The organism is Pseudomonas sp. DY-1 (genome assembly GCF_003626975.1).
GTDB lineage: Bacteria > Pseudomonadota > Gammaproteobacteria > Pseudomonadales > Pseudomonadaceae > Metapseudomonas.
The window spans coordinates 2096910-2114474 of the sequence record NZ_CP032616.1; the positions used below are offsets into that span (position 1 = coordinate 2096910).

The 17565-nt window shown below is 57.1% G+C and carries 14 protein-coding genes; 2 read left to right on the forward strand and 12 right to left on the reverse strand.

The window, feature by feature from the left end:
- Positions 1–85: 85 nt before the first annotated feature.
- From D6Z43_RS10120 to D6Z43_RS10170, 11 genes are all read right to left on the reverse strand, one after another.
- A complete protein-coding gene (locus D6Z43_RS10120; protein ID WP_256661033.1) occupies positions 86–1198 on the reverse strand; it encodes a glycosyltransferase in 1113 nt (370 codons plus the stop codon).
- A 14-nt stretch (positions 1199–1212) separates the two neighbouring features.
- Positions 1213–2709: a hypothetical protein gene (locus tag D6Z43_RS10125; RefSeq protein WP_120651807.1), complete on the reverse strand. Its 1497-nt coding sequence runs from the start codon at positions 2707–2709 to the stop codon at positions 1213–1215.
- On the reverse strand, positions 2706–3899 hold the full coding sequence (locus D6Z43_RS10130; protein ID WP_120651808.1) for an O-antigen ligase: 1194 nt from the start codon (positions 3897–3899) through the stop codon (positions 2706–2708). The genes D6Z43_RS10125 and D6Z43_RS10130 overlap by 4 nt, the downstream gene beginning before the upstream one ends.
- An 8-nt stretch (positions 3900–3907) precedes the next feature.
- Positions 3908–5083, reverse strand: a complete 1176-nt coding sequence (locus D6Z43_RS10135; protein WP_120651809.1) for a glycosyltransferase — start codon at positions 5081–5083, stop codon at positions 3908–3910.
- Positions 5083–6063: a Wzz/FepE/Etk N-terminal domain-containing protein gene (locus tag D6Z43_RS10140; protein WP_162945829.1), complete on the reverse strand. Its 981-nt coding sequence runs from the start codon at positions 6061–6063 to the stop codon at positions 5083–5085. Before D6Z43_RS10140 ends, D6Z43_RS10135 begins: the two co-directional genes overlap by 1 nt.
- Positions 6064–6301: 238 nt before the next feature.
- The gene (ihfB, locus tag D6Z43_RS10145; protein ID WP_120651811.1) at positions 6302–6586 is read right to left on the reverse strand and encodes an integration host factor subunit beta; all 285 of its coding nucleotides are present in this window, start codon (positions 6584–6586) and stop codon (positions 6302–6304) included.
- Positions 6587–6735: 149 nt separating this feature from the next.
- Entirely contained in the window at positions 6736–8415 is a 1680-nt protein-coding gene (gene rpsA / locus D6Z43_RS10150) for a 30S ribosomal protein S1 (protein WP_077525291.1), read from the reverse strand.
- Between the two features lie 281 nt (positions 8416–8696).
- Positions 8697–9869 carry an acetylornithine deacetylase gene (gene argE, locus D6Z43_RS10155; protein ID WP_120651812.1) on the reverse strand — a complete coding sequence of 391 codons (1173 nt, stop codon included), beginning with the start codon at positions 9867–9869 and terminating at the stop codon, positions 8697–8699.
- Complete coding sequence (locus D6Z43_RS10160; RefSeq protein WP_120651813.1) at positions 9862–10539, reverse strand: DUF1028 domain-containing protein; 678 nt, start codon at positions 10537–10539, stop codon at positions 9862–9864. The genes argE and D6Z43_RS10160 overlap by 8 nt, the downstream gene beginning before the upstream one ends.
- Positions 10540–10550: 11 nt before the next feature.
- Positions 10551–10982, reverse strand: a complete 432-nt coding sequence (locus tag D6Z43_RS10165; RefSeq protein WP_077525271.1) for a RidA family protein — start codon at positions 10980–10982, stop codon at positions 10551–10553.
- 72 nt (positions 10983–11054) lie between these two features.
- Positions 11055–12371 (reverse strand): NAD(P)/FAD-dependent oxidoreductase, encoded by a 1317-nt coding sequence (locus D6Z43_RS10170; RefSeq protein ID WP_120651814.1) that lies wholly within the window; start codon positions 12369–12371, stop codon positions 11055–11057.
- Positions 12372–12735: 364 nt separating this feature from the next.
- Between D6Z43_RS10170 and D6Z43_RS10175 the strand changes: the two genes are divergently transcribed.
- Together D6Z43_RS10175 and D6Z43_RS10180 are read left to right on the forward strand one after the other, a co-directional pair.
- Positions 12736–14367, forward strand: coding sequence for a VRR-NUC domain-containing protein (locus D6Z43_RS10175; RefSeq protein ID WP_120651815.1), 1632 nt, complete (start codon positions 12736–12738; stop codon positions 14365–14367).
- 1 nt (position 14368) lies between these two features.
- Positions 14369–16621 (forward strand): ATP-dependent DNA helicase, encoded by a 2253-nt coding sequence (locus D6Z43_RS10180; RefSeq protein WP_120651816.1) that lies wholly within the window; start codon positions 14369–14371, stop codon positions 16619–16621.
- 109 nt (positions 16622–16730) lie between these two features.
- On the opposite strand, the gene D6Z43_RS10185 is transcribed toward D6Z43_RS10180, so the two are convergent.
- Positions 16731–17420 carry an endonuclease gene (locus D6Z43_RS10185; protein ID WP_371924370.1) on the reverse strand — a complete coding sequence of 230 codons (690 nt, stop codon included), beginning with the start codon at positions 17418–17420 and terminating at the stop codon, positions 16731–16733.
- Positions 17421–17565: the final 145 nt, after the last annotated feature.

The following is a 17565-nucleotide window of genomic DNA, read 5'->3' on the forward strand; positions in this document are numbered from 1 at the left end:
GACCAATCGAATTCTTATTAAAGCAAGGATCCAAATACAAATATGCCCCTTTACACTAGGGGCAATTTGCTTCATATCAGGACCGTCAAATATCAATGAAATCTGGAGTTTTACCTTGCCCCGTCACCCACTCATAGGCGTCCAGATATTTTCGGCCTATATTTTTCCATGAGTACTGTGCCAAAGCAAACTGACTGGCAGCCTCTCCCATCTCCCGTTTGCGTGCCTCGGGCAGCTCCATCGCCCAGGACAGCGTGTCGGCCAACCGAGCGCTGTCATTCTTGACTATCCAGCCATATCCCCGCTCCTGCAGATGCCCCCAAGGAGTCGCATCCGTGGTGATCACCGGAAGGCCAGAGAGCATTGCCTCCGCAACTACAATGCCGAAATTCTCGCTATATGACGGCAAAACGAAAATGTCGGCAGATCGATAGACTTGCCACTTGCTCTCGCCGTAGACCGGCCCCATCACCCGCACACTGGATTCCAGGGATAGCTGACGAATACAGGCCCGTACTTTCGCCTCGTATCCTGGCTCGGCATTGCCGTACAGATGCAATTGAAATCCATTCTTATTAACTATTCGCGACCACGCTGTCAGTAGATCATTGATCCCCTTCACAGGCGCAAGACGGGAGAGGAACAGCACGATCTTTTCGCGAGCACCATCGACCCTGCTGAAATCAATGTTTGCCGGCACATCAACCCCGTTTTCTATGACCGCCACGGGATTGGACACACCTAATCGTCGAATACTCCCCAGCTCGCGCTCGGAGTTGACCACCAGCAGCTTGCACCGGGACAAGATGCGCCGCTGGTAGAGATGCCAGGCAGCCATCTTCTTCAGCTTCTTGTGAGCCATTGCCCAGGGCTCCAGCATTCCGTGGGGACTGATGATCAAGGGAACGGATCGATCAAGAAAGAACTTGCTCGCGCGCCACTCGAATGGCGTCCATAAGCCATGAACATGGGCAATGCTATCCGCTGCAGGGCCAGCAACCCCTTGCCGCAGCAACTCCGCGCGCGCACCAATACTTATGGTGTTTTCTGGCGGGTTCTCCGGTGGAACCCCTACAAGCAAAAGCGAATTTACACGACTGCGTAGCAACTCGCGGTGCAATGGCAATACCGCTTGCGTGATTCCTCCTCCAGTTTGCCGAGCATCTCTGATCAAATTGATAACCCGAGCACCAACCACTTCACATGGATTATTCAATTGAAACCCGCCAAGGACTTTCTGAAGATGAAAAACTGAGAAAACATCAGGAGTACCGCCGCAGTAAATAGAACCAGAAGCGATTCGACATCAGATAGCATCGATGAAAACTGAGCGTAGGCCAAGTCAAACAGAAAGAAGGCCAGCAAGCAACTTAGCACAGCCAGACACATGACACGTGCCGCAGATTTAATGTACTTCAATCGGGACAGCACATAGATATTGGTCGCCAGGAAAGATAGGACATTATAACCAAACCAAACCCAAGCAGCCCCAACCAGACCGTAACGATCAACCAGATAGATCAGCGACGCGAACATGACAGGAGCAAGTGCAAGATTCAATTTCAACGAAAACCAGGTCCAGCCATGAGCCAATTGAAGCGAAAATGGAACTATCAATAATGACTGAATTGCAGTACCGAGGAACAACTGCGGTAGCAAGGGAGTGACATGAGAAACCACCTCCACAGCGAAAAACACCTCCAGGAGGACTGAAGAGTGATACCAGATAAACATGGAGGCCAGCTGAAGGGTTATTACCAACACACAAGAGCTAGCAGTATAGATTTTGAGAATACGAGAATGCTCGCCACTGCTCACCAACGCAGAAAACCTCGGATAGATCACTGGATACATAGCCGAGGAAACAATGTAGGGAAGACTTGCAAGACTGGTGGCAAGCGTATAGTACCCATAGCCAGTCAGATCAATCATCTTACTCAAATAAAGCTTATCAACCTGAATAACCGCAATGGACGAAATTGAAACAAGAAAAACCCCCAGGGAGAATCGGCCATCACGGAATACCGATAAAAATGAAGGCTTGAGTAGAAACTCTCCCTTGCTGAATCGTGCACAAACAATGACCAGCGCAAAAACATAAACGAGGCAGACCATAAATTGAGCCCCGAAAAACAGGTCCAACTTCGCCGAAGTCACCTCAAACACATAAATGTACAAGACGATTCCAAGTGTTCTTGAGATTGAGTACAGGGAAAACAAGACGCTATGTACAACGAGCATCTCGCGTGCTACTAAATATGCTTGCAGTATCAGAGAGACGAAACCTAGGAATATCAATATCCCCATCCACTCGACACAGGCGACAACCAGACCAAACTCAAGCCCATGAACAATCAACCACTTTTCTGATATCTCCGTAGCAAAAAGGTAGACGCCGCCACCAAAAAGAATGCCAATGGAGGCAAAGATCACGAAGTGGGCCGCGAGAGAAGAACTCAGCAATACAAGGTAACGGAAGGGAGCATGCTCACGAAATCTCTTCATGCTCGACAGCCTTCTGGTGAATGCACTTGTCATTCCGCCATCCAGCGCCATGAATATCATTTGCAGCATGACGAAGAAGCCGATGAGACCAACTGACTCCATCCCCAGGATTTTTGTATAGATAGGGAAAGCCAGGAAGTTCGAGACGGCGTAGATGATTTTCCCAGCGAGACTTGCGAGCAGAGACAGTCTCATCTGACTCATAATGAGTCCCTATTCACTACTCCCGGCTTCAGATCGAGGCGCTGCAAGCTAAGAAGAACACAAATTGAAAACGCAAAGAGCGCTTCGTAGGAGGATATGCCAACAACGTTCTCAAACAGACCAAACAGCAAGGTTATGGCAATACCAAGCTTGATCCTTTTGCCAAGTACTCGTTCCTTGACTGGCGCTTGCAGAAAAAACATAGAGATCATGAAGAGGTACAGCAAGAATCCGGTTACGCCGTATTCCACCCAGACAGACAGGATCCAGTTGTGACTCCCCCACTCCTGCCTAGGCCACGCGATTGAGTCCAGATGGGTTGTAAACCCTCCTGGCCCAGCTCCAAGAACCGGAGAAACCTGGACTAGGTTTTTACCTTGCTCCCACAACTCGGCCCTCGCGAGAAGAGAAGGGAAATATCCTTCTCTCAAAAGCGCAAGCGCTTCGCCTATATTCAACATGATCAATAGAAAAACAGAAAAACAGACCAGGGCCAGGGGCCATAGCACTGCCGACACAGTAAAGCGGCCGGCAGCACAGGCGAGCAGTATTGTGAAAATGGAAAACATCGTCCCAAACCGGGACATCGTCATGAAGACTGCAAGCAAAATAAACAGCGAACTCCAAACCTGGCCTTTTCCTACGGTGAAAGCCAAGAAGAACAGGAGATAGACTGCAAGAAAATTGGAATTTCCCAAGGGTAGGCTCAAATGAGATTTCAGCTCATAAAACCCGCCGTCTGTCATATAGACATAGAGAGCGCCATAGAAAAACTTGCACCACACCAAGAAACCAAGGAGCAGGCCCGCGTTTCGAATAGATGCCTCCAGTTTCCGATTATAGGCTACATCCTTGAAACACAGTAGCACTGCACCACCGGTAAAGACTGGAATCAAGCTCGCCAGATGCCGCCCCCAGGAACTCTGGGGGTTATAAGCCGAAGAAAGCAGCCCCAGGAAGAAAAGGAAACCATATATCAACAGAAACAGAATTGACCGGGAATCTCCTCCCCTGAGAAACGAAAGCATCATCAATGGCAGTACAGCAATCAGTGCAAACGGCACCGTTAGTGAACTGGTACCGAACCATATCTGGATATTCCCAAGAACGAGAATATAAGGGAAGAATACGAACAGAGACTCTCTAGATAAAATCTTCGCTTTTTGATCCTGGGCCACCGTCTCAAGCACGAGGACACCTATCTCTTGAACATTGGGTCATCGCCCAATAACTGTTCAAGCATATGCTTTGCATACCGAACATTTTCATACGGGCCGTGGGCCTCCATGCCATTGTTAGGTAACGGATGCAGCATTCGCTTGGCCCTTCCCACCAAGCGCTCGAAGAAAAATTTTAATCGAGCCTGCTTTACCGCCCCTGGAGAGTACCTCCGTCCTGTGACACTGGAGAGATACGCTTCAGCCGCCCCTATTGCTTCTCGATAATCCGAGTGCCGGGATTTGCATACCGCGAAAAACCTGTTCAGGTTAAAGTCAGCCAACAACTCGGGGGCGCGCAACTTCAAGGTTTCCCAAGCAGAATGCCCCCAAACGGTTTCAACACTGAAAAAGAACGGAAGCTCCTTTGGCCAATCAAGGTTCTTGAAAGGCTGCATATGCGGGTCGCTCTTGATATCGCCTTTGTGCTTGTTAACTGCACTGCGCCCAGTGTTACTCCCCCCGGAAGCACCTGGAATGGTGAAGGGAAAGTCAACCACATAAAAATGAGAACTTAAAAGAGCCAACCCTAATGACACGGAAATATCTGGGCTCGTCCCATAGAAGACCAACCCCGTAGATTCCCTGAGCTTATCCAGGAGCGCTCGTCTAACCAGTCCATGATAGAGCTTGGGCAACCCGTCGGTCCCTTGGCATGCATTATCCAGAGACATCCTCAGGGCTTGCGCCGAGTCCTTCTTCAATAATTGCCGGCTGATCTTTCCGAGATAAAGCTTGCCTGCATGAGCACTGCCATAGAAGCTAGTTTTGAAGTCAGGCCACGAATACATCGCTTTGATTTCAGGAGTGAGAATATCAATCCCCATTCCATCTGCGAACTTGGCCGCTGCGATGATCTGGCTCGACACGCTATCGTCATCGCCTATCAGGCAGACATACTCACCGCACGCCAGTGCAATAGCGTGCTCATGATTCTGAGTCATCGACAGGGGTTCGCCCCAATGAACATACCGAAGTCGATCATCAGGAACGCCGGCCGCCCAGGCCCTTAACTCGCAGCCATCATTGCTCGTATCATGAATAACCACCTCAAACTCATCGGAGTCGATCTCGAGTATGCTTTTTACGCACTCCACTGCATATCTGGATCGATTGTGAGTGGGTATAACGATACTCAAAAGGCGGCTTTTGTGCATCACAGGCGCCCACGCTTAATTAGGAACTGAGCAAGTGCGAGAAAAACACCGAGACCCAGTCCAAAGATCAAACCAATTGCCACTTTTACAACTTTGCGCGGACCAACGGAAACCTCTGAAGAAACTATCCGTCCATCTTGATTGAAGGCGGTTACATCTTCAGGTCTTACGTCCCGCACACTAAGAACCTCAAGCTTTTCCTGCAAGGTTCTGAGCATGGGTATGAAGGCATCGTCAGAAGACCTGTTCTCCAAGACTCGCAATTCGGCCTTCAAGACCTCTGTACCTTTCAGATACATCAGGCTATCGGAGATGGCAGCCACTGCATCTCGCCCAGCAAGCGAAGCATCCATCTTCACCAACTTGATTGATTCGGCAACACTGAGGGCTTCCTGCAGCCTATGAATTTGATCGGCCCTTCTCAGCTTCGCGATTTTACGCAATGCTGCCATCTCGAGCTTTATGCTTTTTCTCTTGACAGCAAATTCCTCATTGGAACTTTCAGTGATTTCCTTCCGCGCCAAGCGATCAACTACAACCAGAAACCCCTTCGCATGCTGAACTACCGACTCGGATGTTTCGCCAGTAGCCACAAGAACCAAGCGTTCGGGCGATGGCTCCACGGAGAACGTAACCATGGGCGCCGCTGTTTGAGAAATCTGCTTGAAATACTCCTGGCGCGCCTGAGCGGAGACCAGGTTCTTTTTAAGCAAGGCAAACACCCTGTCGCTCGAATAGGCGGCAAACTCGGTCCCCGCTCCTCGCCCAACATTCAGCGTGGAAACCTGAAGTTCTGTAGGAGGTGTCAAATAGACCTGAGCCTGATAGATCGGTTTCCCCTTGGATAAATAGAGGACTGAAATCAGGGTGCAAGCAGCAGCAATAATGGCCACCCAAAGCTTACGCTCCCACAGCGCAAGAAGTAGAGTCGAAAGGCCAATTTCATCCCGAGCCATCTGTCCGTGGTAGTCGTTACTCAAAGGAACCCCTAAGCAGCCATTAAATAAAAATCAGATTGACGATTCTAAACCAATATAAAAATACATAAAGCAACTGTTACAAGCTATCAAAACAGCTTGCAAAATAGAACGAAAGGAATCGAATCGGTATCCTTCCTGAAAAACAGCGTCTTGCTCAGCACATGATTTTTGGGCCATCGAACGCTAGGTACTACTTAATCCACCCCAAGCCACAGAAAGGAATCTCGTAGAGTCTTCGTTATTCTGGCTCGTTCACTCTGTCTCGCAACTCTTTCCCCGGCTTAAAGTGTGGAACAAATTTTCCGTCGAGCCTGACGGACTCGCCCGTCTTGGGGTTCCGCCCAACTCGCGGCGCACGAAAGTGAAGTGAAAAGCTACCAAATCCACGAATCTCGATCCGGTCCCCCGTCGCCAACGCCTGGGACATCTGCTCGAGCATGGTCTTGATGGCAAGCTCTACATCCTTGGATGAAAGCTGTCCCTGATGCGTTACGATTCGTTCGATCAACTCCGACTTGGTCATGGTTTTCCCTTCTAATTCAAGCGGCTAGATCAGCTCAATGAGTTTTTAGCACGCCAGAGGGGCTTTGAACAGCCTTAGCGCAGGAAGGTAAATCACAGGCAACAAAAAGGGCGGCCTAGGCCGCCCTTTTTGCTAATGGAGCAGGGTGATTAGCCCTGGTTCTCCATCTGAGCACGGATCAGGTCACCAATAGTGGTCGGGCCGGTGGACTCGACTTCCTGCTTGCGCAGTTCCTTCATGGCGTCCTTCTCGTCATCAACGTCCTTGGACTTGATGGAGAGGCTGATTACGCGGCTCTTACGGTCGATGCTGATGATCTTGGCTTCGACTTCTTCGCCTTCCTTCAGCACGTTGCGAGCGTCTTCAACACGGTCACGGCTGATTTCGGAAGCCTTCAGAACACCTTCGATCTCGCCGCCGAGGCTGATTACAGCACCCTTGGCGTCAACTTCTTTCACGGTGCCGCGAACGATGCTGCCCTTCTCGTGCATGGAGGCGTAGCTGGAGAACGGATCGTCTTCCAGTTGCTTGATGCCCAGGGAGATGCGCTCACGCTCCGGATCAACGGAGAGGATGACGGTTTCCAGCTCGTCGCCCTTCTTGAAACGGCGTACGGCTTCTTCGCCAACTTCGTTCCAGGAGATGTCGGACAGGTGAACCAGACCGTCGATACCACCTTCCAGGCCGATGAAGATACCGAAATCGGTGATCGACTTGATGGTGCCGGAGATCTTGTCGCCCTTGTTGAAGCGGCTGGAGAAGTCTTCCCACGGGTTGGACTTGCACTGCTTGATGCCCAGGGAGATACGACGACGCTCTTCGTCGATGTCCAGAACCTGAACTTCCACTTCGTCGCCAACCTGAACGACTTTCGACGGGTGGATGTTTTTGTTGGTCCAGTCCATTTCGGAAACGTGTACCAGGCCTTCCACACCCTCTTCCAGCTCGGCGAAGCAGCCGTAGTCGGTGAGGTTGGTTACGCGGGCGGTCACACGAGTGCCTTCCGGGTAACGAGCCTTGATGGCAACCCATGGGTCTTCGCCCAGTTGCTTCAGACCCAGGGAGACGCGGTTGCGCTCGCGGTCGAACTTCAGGACCTTCACGTCGATCTCGTCGCCAACGTTGACGATCTCGGACGGGTGCTTGATGCGCTTCCAAGCCATGTCGGTGATGTGCAGCAGGCCGTCTACGCCGCCCAGGTCAACAAACGCACCGTAGTCGGTGAGGTTCTTGACGATACCTTTGACTTGCTGGCCTTCCTGCAGGGATTCCAGCAGAGCTTCGCGCTCGGCGCTGTTCTCGGCTTCCAGGACGCTGCGACGGGAAACGACAACGTTGTTGCGCTTCTGATCCAGCTTGATGACCTTGAACTCGAGTTCCTTGCCTTCCAGGTGGGTGGTGTCGCGTACGGGACGCACGTCGACCAGGGAGCCCGGCAGGAACGCGCGGATGCCGCTGACGTCGACGGTGAAACCGCCCTTGACCTTGCCATTGATAACGCCCTTGACCACTTCTTCGGCGTTGAAGGCGGCTTCCAGAACCAGCCAGGACTCGGCGCGCTTGGCTTTTTCGCGGGACAGCTTGGTTTCACCGAAGCCGTCTTCCACCGCGTCAAGCGCAACGTGGACCTCGTCACCCACTTTGATGGTCAGTTCGCCTTGTTCGTTATAGAACTGCTCGACCGGGATGACGCCCTCGGATTTCAGGCCAGCATGGACGGTGACCCAGTCACCATCAATGTCGACCACGATGCCGGTGATGATGGCACCCGGCTGCATGTCGAGGGATTTCAGGCTTTCTTCAAAAAGTTCTGCAAAGCTTTCGCTCATGTTCATACCTGTAGTCAAAGGCCAGGAAAGGCCCTATTCCGCACTCCAGCCAATGCGGTCAAGTCATCAATAGAAGCGACGGGGATCGAAGCTGGTATCCCGCGCCGCCCCGGTGGCGCCGTCTTCCGCGAATGCGGAAACCGACGCAAAACTCGGGGTTGACATTGGCTTTTTCAACCTCCGGACGGAGGAATCGAGCCAACATAAGGGCTGGAATGGTAGCAATGGGGTTGACGCCCGTCAATCACGCAGCCCAGCCATATAGATAGGGGTGCGGCAGTCTACAGCAGGCGGTCTTCGCCCCGCAGATAAAGCGCCAGGCGGCGCAGCATCAAGTCGCACTCCGCCAGCTGTTCCAAGCTGACGTATTCGTCGGGCTTATGGCCTTGATCCATGCTGCCCGGGCCACAGACGACAGTTGGAATGCCGGCCTGGTCGAACAACCCGCCCTCGGTGCCAAATGCCACTGTGCCGAACTCCGCCGAACCACAGATAAGTGCCAACAGACGAGCTGCTTCACTGTCGGGCGGAGTGGCCAGCCCCGGATAGGCACTCAATGGCCTCAGGCTGATGCCCGTGTTCGCTTGTACCCTGCGCATCTGCGGTGCCAGCTCGGCCTCGGCATAAACCTGCAGCTCATCGGCCACCTGCTGCGCATCGAATCCCGGCAGAGCACGCACCTCGAAGTCGAACTCGCATTCCGCCGGGACGATATTCAACGCCCGTCCGCCTTTGATGGTGCCAGTCTGCACCGTGGAAAAAGGTGGATCGAAACGCTCGTCATGGCGTTCCGGCCGGGCCAGGTCCGCGCCAATCTCGCCCAGCTTGCCAATCAGCCGCGCCGCGTACTCGATGGCATTCACGCCATAGGGCGCGTAGGCGGAATGGCAGGCGGCACCTTGAATCTGACAGCGCATGGCCAGCTTGCCCTTATGGCCTAGCACCGGCTTCAACTCCGTGGGTTCGCCGATCAGGCACAAGCGCGGCTTATGTGGACGCTTCTCCAACTCCGCCAGCATGGGTCGCACACCCAGGCAGCCCACCTCCTCGTCATAAGAGAAGGCCAGATGTACCGGAAGCGTCAGCGGCTGCTCCAGAAAGGCTGGTACTGCGGCCAGGACGGAGGCGATGAAGCCTTTCATATCCGCCGTACCGCGCCCATACAAGCGCCCTTCCCTCTCCGTCAGCCTGAACGGCTCGACCGTCCAGGCCTGCCCCTCCACAGGCACTACGTCGGTATGACCTGAAAGCACAACACCACCTCGGTCGCGAGGACCGATGGTGGCGAACAGGTTGGCCTTGGTGCGCTCCAGGTTGTAGGAGAGCTCGCTTTCCACGCCGAGCCCCGCCAGGTAATCGCGGATGAAGGCGATCAACTCCAGGTTGGAATCCCGACTGACGGTAGCGAAACCGATCAGTCGTTCGAGCAGATCGCGACTGGACACTTCACTCATCACCCGGCACCCCATAGCTGGGAGCCGCCGTCGGATTCAGCGCACGGGTGACATAGTCCTGCATCTGCGGCCGATAGGCCCGCCAGAGCGTCTCCAGCTGGCCGATGGGATCCTCATCCGCCCAGTCGACCCGCAGATCGACGAGCGGCCAAGTGAGATCACCCATCACCTTTAGTGCTGCAGAGTGAACCGGACCCGCTTCGCCACCTGCGGCCATCGCGGCATGCATGGCTGCCAGCAGACGGTCCGCGAGAAGCCCGGGTGCAGACTCGAATGCCTGCACCATGGCTTCAATTACTTGGGTTGCAGACAATAGATTCCCTGCTGCGACGCACTGCTCGCCAGCAACCGCGTTGTGAACGCCCAGAGCCTCGCTACCACTGAACAGCGCGGTGCGGCCCTGGCTATCGATCACCGTGACCTGGCGATATTGGCTCCAGCCGTTGGTGCTGAGCGCCCGATCAAGGGCTGCCGCAGGCTCCAGTTGCTGCGCGTCGAGCAGATCGAGAATCTGCGGCCCCAGGGCCGGCAGGGTGACGTTCTGGGTCGCCACCGCACCAACCCCGGCCCGCACCCAGGGGCAACGGGCGCCGACCGCGATACTCGACGAGCTGATGGCGATGCCGAGCTGACCCGTTTCAGGGCAGCGTCCGATGATAGAGAACGTCATGGTCCTGCTCCTTATGCCTGTGCCGACTGCCAGTCGTCCGGAATTACCGCGATCACATCAATCTCCATCAGCCACTGGGGCTGGCCCAGGGCCGAAACCACCAACCCGGTAGAGATCGGGAATACGCCTTTGAGCCATTTGCCGACTTCCTGGTAGACCGGCTCGCGGTAGCGTGGATCGATCAGGTAGGTGGTGGTCTTGACGATGTGGGACAGGTCGCTGCCCGCCTCTTCCAGCAACTGCTTGACGTTTTTCATCGCCTGCTCGGTCTGGGCGCGCGGATCGCCGAGGCCGACCAGTCGACCTTCGAAATCCGTACCGACCTGGCCGCGCACATAGACGGTGTTGCCGGCACGCACGGCCTGGCACAGGTCGTTGTCCAGCGACTGGTTCGGATAGGTGTCCTTGGTATTGAACATGCGAATGCGAGTATGGGTAGGCATCGAATCACTTCCAGAAATCTGATTGTTTGAACACACGAATAGCGGCAGTCGCCTGCACGGAAACGTTTTCGCTCAGTCTTTCGCCTGGCGCTGAGAGGCATCGCGGTAGGCGAGATACTTGTGCTGGGTAGCAATGTGGTCGGCGATATGCTTGGCGTCGTGCCAAACACCCCAGATAAAGGTGGAGCCACGACGGGAAAGCCACGGCAGGCCGAGGAAATAAACGCCCGGCTCGGCCGACACACCGCGCTGGTGTTGCGGCTTGCCCTTGGCGTCGAAGGCATTGACCTTCAGCCAGCTGTAATCGACCGCGTAACCGGTTGCCCAGATGATCGAGGTAACCCCTGCCTTCGCCAGGTCCAGCTCGAGAATCGGATTGCTCATGCATTCCGGGTCCGGGTAAGTAGCGCGGGCTTCGGGCTCCTCCGGGAGGTCGAGTCCATTGCGCTCGATGTAAGCGTCCGCTGCATCCAGCAGGGACAGGTAGTTCTCATCACCGCGGGCGATGTTCTCCACAAGGTCTGCCTGGAAGGTGACCGCGTCGCCATCGAACGACTTGGTGAGCCCAACCAACGTCACTCCCTGATGGGCCAGTCCACGGAAGTCGACCGTATGGCCACCACGGGCCCCGCTCACGGCGATGGTCACGTGTTCCTTGCCAGGTTGGGCGGCCTCCGCGTCCCACAGACCGAGCACGCCAAGCCACCAGCAGAAATCACGGTTGCGATAGGCGCGCGGCGGACGATCATGCGGCCCGACCGAAAGGTAGACCTGCTTGCCGGCACGCTGCAGCTCATCGGCAATCTGCACGCCCGAAGACCCGGCCCCAACCACCAGCACGCCGCCTTCAGGCAGTTGCTGCGGATTGCGGTACTGGGCCGAGTGAATCTGCGTGACCCTTGCATTGGTCGGCGCAATCGGCGGAATGATCGGGCGCTGGAAAGGCCCGGTAGCGGCCACCACTCGGTTTGCCTGGATCACACCCTCGGAGGTTTCGATGGTGAACCCCGGACGGTCGGTATTGCGCACCACTGATTTCACTTCCACGCCGGTGCGGATCGGGGCATCGAACTGCTTGGCGTAGGCTTCGAAGTAAGCTGCAACCTGCTCTTTGGGAGCGAAGGCGTCGGGATCGAGGTCGAATTCCAACCCGGGGAAGCGGTCGTGCCAGGCCGGCCCATTGGCCACCAGCGAATCCCAGCGCCCGGTGCGCCAGGCTTCCGCGATTCGATTGCGCTCCAGTACCAGATGCGGTACCCCGAGCTTGGTCAGGTGCTCACTCATGGCCACGCCGGCCTGACCGGCACCAACAACCAGCGTATCGATCTCTATTCTTTCAACTGCCTTGTCCGCGTACTTCTGAAACGCGGTCTGGTTCAGGTCGGTCATCGCTTGCCTCCTCTGACTCTGATCATTCTTGTTCTGCTGATGCGGCTATCTGTGGGGGTGTTGGCCGCATTCTGTTCAGAGCGAGGCAATCGCGAAATTATGATTTTTGTAGTCGCTGGCTAGGAAAAAGCTGCCAGCACGAAAAGCGCCCGGCCCGCGCGCCAGAAGGCTTTGGATATAGGTTTTTTAGCTTCAGGCGCGACAAAATAAATAGTGTCGTTTCGCTCAAAGGGCGCAGCATTTCAGAACTGGGAGACTGGCTGCCGCCAGCTGGGACCCACTGATCGAAATGCATTTGCCGCGCCCCTGTCGCGCCTGATATCTGTATATATCCACAGTAAAAGTCCAGTCTGCCTCCCTCACCATGCCCGCCACCCTCGACGATCCGTTCTACTACCTGCTCAACTTCCACACCCTGCTGGACTGGATCAGCGAGCGTTATCACGACCTCCTCGACGGAGACGAGCAGACGTTCATCGAGAATTTCCGCGCCCTGCCCCGCGCCTCCCAGGCGCTACTGGTTCGCATGGTGATGCGCAAGGGCACACTGTTCCGAGCCAGTAAGTTGAACTACGCAGAGATAGGCGATACCCGTGCGGCGGCCCTGCCGCTACTGGCGCTTGGCTGGCTGGATGCGGCGCCGGAACTGGACCTGGCGCAGCTATTCGGACTGCTTACGCTGGGCGAAGTGGATGCCTGCTTCGGCAAAGCGCCGGGGCGCAAGGCGGAGCGCCTGGAAAACCTGCTAACTCAATACAATGAAGGCCGTACCTTTGCGCTCTGGTGCCCGGCCAGCAGCGATTGCGTCTACGCCCTCGGACTGATGGATATCTGCGACCGCCTGAGGCTAATGTTCTTCGGCAACCTCTACCAGGACTGGTCCGAGTTCGTCCTCGCTGATCTGGGCATCTACCAGTACGAGAAGGTGGAGATCGACACCTCGGCGAGAGGTTTTCGCGAACGCGCAGACCTCGACTACTACCTTTACCTGCACCGTTTGCGGGAACGCTTCGAAGACGGCGAGGCAATCGAGCAATTGCTGCCTGAACTGCCCGCCGAGCCCCACGCCAACCCCTGGCTGGATGCACGTCGACGCAAGCTGCTGTTCCAGGTCGGCCAGCATTGCGAGCGCTGCGCGCTACTTGAAGCGGCGCTGGGCCTGTACGGCCTTTGCGACTATCCAGGGGCGCGGGTGCGGCGCATCCGCGTGCTCGAACGCCTGGAGGCCCATGACGATGCGTTCAGTCTCGCGCAATTCGCCAGTGGGGCGCCCGAGAGCGAGGAGGAGCAGCAGCACCTGACCCGCATTCTGCCGCGCTTGCGCCGGAAACTCGCGCTGCCAAAAGAGCCATCTGTCGGCCGCACAACGGTGCAGCGCATCGACCTCGTGTTGCCGCAGCCCCCTGAACCGCTCTCGGTGGAGCATGCCGTGCTGCTGCATTTCAACGACGACGGCGCGCCCGTGCACTACGTGGAGAACACCTTGCTGAACTCGCTGTTCGGCCTGCTGTGCTGGGACGCCATCTTCGCCGCGCTGCCCGGCGCTTTCTTTCATCCCTTCCACAATGGTCCGGCGGACCTGCTCAGCCCTGATTTCCGTGCGCGCCGGGCGGAAATGTTCGATGCCTGCCTGGCGCAACTGGACAGCGATGCCTACCAGACAAGCATTCGCCGGACCTTCGCCGCCAAACAGGGGGTACTGTCGCCCTTCGTCTACTGGGGCAACCTGGACAAAGACCTGCTCGACCAGGCCCTGGCCTGCCTGCCGGCCGTGCAGCTCAAAGCCTGCTTCCAGCGCATCCTCGCCGACATCAAGTCCAACCGCGCTGGCCTGCCGGATCTGATCCAGTTCTGGCCGGCCGAACGCCGCTATCGTCTGATAGAGGTGAAAGGCCCCGGCGACCGCCTGCAGGACAACCAGCTGCGCTGGCTGGAGTTCTGCGCCCAGCACGGGATTCCGGTGGAAGTCTGCTACGTGCAATGGGCGGACGCCTGACGTGAGCTACAGCGTCGCCGTACGCGCGCTCTGCGAGTTCACCGCCAAGACAGGCGACCTCGACCTGCGCTTCACCCCGGCGCCCACGGCCCAGGAAGGCATCGCGGGTCACGCGCTGGTGGCCAGCCGTCGTGGCGAGGGTTACCAGACGGAAGTGGCCTTGAGTGGTGAATTCGGCCCGCTGCGAGTGCGCGGTCGCGCTGACGGTTACGACCCGGCTCTGAATCGCCTGGAAGAAGTGAAGACCTATCGCGGTGATCTCCAGCGCATGCCGGATAACCACCGGCACTTGCACTGGGCCCAGGTCAAGGTCTACGGCTGGCTGCTCTGCCAGCAGCAGTCGCTGACGGAGATCGAACTGGCGCTGGTCTATTTCGATATCGGCAGCCAGAAGGAAACTCTGCTCACCGAACACCACACGGCCGAGGACCTGCGACTGTTCTTCGAATCCCAATGCCAACGCTTCATCGCCTGGGGGGAACAGGAACTCTCCCATGCAAAGGCGCGCAACACCGATCTCGAAGCACTGACCTTTCCCCATTCCGGATTCCGCCAGGGCCAGCGCCAGCTCGCCGAGGCCGTGTACAAGGCGGCAAGCACCGGCTGTTGCCTGATGGCTCAGGCACCCACCGGAATCGGCAAGACCCTCGGCACCCTGTTCCCCCTTCTCAAGGCGGTTCCGCGCCAAGGGCTGGACAAGGTGTTCTTCCTCGCGGCGAAAACTCCCGGTCGCCAACTGGCCCTCGATGCCCTGCGCCAGATCGATGCCGAGCCCCTTCGAGTGCTGGAACTGGTCGCCCGCGACAAGGCTTGCGAACACCCGGAGAATGCCTGCCACGGCGAGTCCTGCCCCCTTGCCAGCGGCTTCTACGAACGCCTCCCAGGCGCTCGCAAGGCTGCAGCCGAGCGCCGTTGGCTCAACCGCGAAGCCATTCGCGAAGTGGCGCTTGCCCATCAGGTCTGCCCCTACTACCTGGCCCAGGAGATGGCGCGCTGGAGCGACGTGGTCGTGGGCGACTACAACTACTACTTCGACTCAAGCGCCCTTCTCCATGGGCTGGCCAACGCCAACCAATGGCGTGTCGCGGTGCTGGTGGACGAAGCGCACAATCTCGTGGAGCGGGCGCGCAAGATGTACTCGGCCGAGCTCGACCAGCTCAGCCTCAAGGTCTTGCGCAAGAACTCCCCGGCCGTGCTGAAAAAACCCCTGGAACGAGTGGGCCGCACCTGGAGTGAACTCAACAGGGAACAGGCCGGGGACTACCGCGCCTATGACTCGCCTCCGACAAAGCTGCTGAACGCACTTCAGGGCGCGGTCACTGCGATAACCGACTACCTCACCGAAAACCCCACCGCCATGGATGCCGCCCTGCAGGACTTCTACTTCGAAGCCATGCAGTTCGGGCGCATGGCCGAGCAATTCGGCAGCCATTCACTGTTCGACCTCAGCAAGCGACCTGGCAAGGGCGGGGCCAGCCTGTCACGCCTGTGCCTGCGCAATCTGATACCCGCGCCGTTCGTTGGTCCGCGGTTCGCCGCCAGCCACTCCACCGTGCTGTTCTCGGCCACCCTCAACCCGCGCCACTATTACGGCGACTTGCTCGGGCTGGCGCCCAACACACCCTGGCTGGAAGTGGACTCCCCCTTCAGCGCCGAACAGCTCCAGGTTCGGATTGCCGCCGACGTATCCACGCGCTACCAACACCGCAGCGCGTCGCTCGCACCCATCACACGACTGATGGCCCGGCAGTTTGCGGAACGCCCCGGCAACTACCTGGCCTTCTTCAGCAGCTACGACTACCTGCAGCAGGTCGCCAGCCTGTTCGCCCGCGAACATCCGCAGGCTCCCATCTGGCTGCAGGCACGGCAGATGGACGAAGCAGCGCGCCAGGCATTCATCGAGCGTTTCGAGGCCGGCGGCCAGGGCATCGGTTTCGCCGTGCTAGGCGGTGCATTTGGTGAAGGTATCGACCTGCCCGGCGAGCGACTGATCGGCGCCTTCGTCGCCACCCTTGGCCTGCCACAGCTGAACCCTATCAATGAGCAGTTGAAGTTGCGCATGGCCGCGCAGTTCGGCGCCGGTTACGACTACGCCTATCTCTACCCAGGCTTGCAGAAAGTGGTACAGGCGGCCGGGCGCGTCATCCGCACGACCGAGGACAGGGGCGTAGTGCACCTGATCGACGACCGCTTTGCGCGACCGGAGGTGCAGCGTCTGCTGCCCAGCTGGTGGGAGCTAGAGCCACGAACGTGAGGTGCCCCGCGCGCACCGCTGGCCCTTATGCCGGCTCAGTGGTGCGCATGGCGCACACCACGAATTCTCTGGGTGTGCACAAGGTCGCCCTGGGCGCCGAGTCGCTTAGCTATCGCCGGCAAACACCCATATCCACCTTGCCCACGAACGGATTGCCGTAGCCCATCACGCAGGCCACGCGCTGGTTGCGGTTGCGCTCCCAGGCTTCCACCGGGTACTGGCGGTTCCAGGCGTTGTAGAGCTTGCGATCCTGGCTGGAGAGGCGCAGGCCATAGCGGTCGCTCATATAGAAGTAGGTCCGCGCAATCATGCCGCGGATCTGCTGGCGCGGCATCGCCTTGCGCGCCTTGAAGTCCACCACCATGGGGCAAGCGCCATACTGGCTCGGTTTCTGCGGCAGCCAGGCGAAGCTGTAGTTGCTGCGATCGCCATTCACCTCGCCGATGCTCGGCACCAGGTTGTGCAGGTCGGCCTCGGCACGCTGATAGGTCGGATCATTCTCCGCGCAGTTCTTGCGCCCGCCCTTCTGCCAGCACTGGCGCTGATGGCCGATCACCCAGGCCGGCACGATGTGCTCCCACTCGATGCGTTGGGCCCGCTGCGGTGTCTTCCTCGGCACGTAACCGCAGCTTTTCAGATCCACGCGATTGCCCTGGTAACGGCAGCCGCAATAGAACTCCACCGGGTGCGTGGCGTAGAGCTTCCAGGCGGCCTTCTTGGCTTCGTTGAACGTGCGCGGTGCGGCGGCTTCGGTGGCTGCGGAAAACAACAGGCAAAACAGCAGGATAGAGCGAATCATCAGGCTTCTTCTTCCCGGGTACTGCGTCAGGGGGAAATGACTGACAACAGATTTTTCCTTTGGTTTGGTTGCCATCAGACGGCGGCAACTGATATCTGTATAAATATACAGTAATCCAGGAAAAGTCCTATGCCTGTATCAGCCC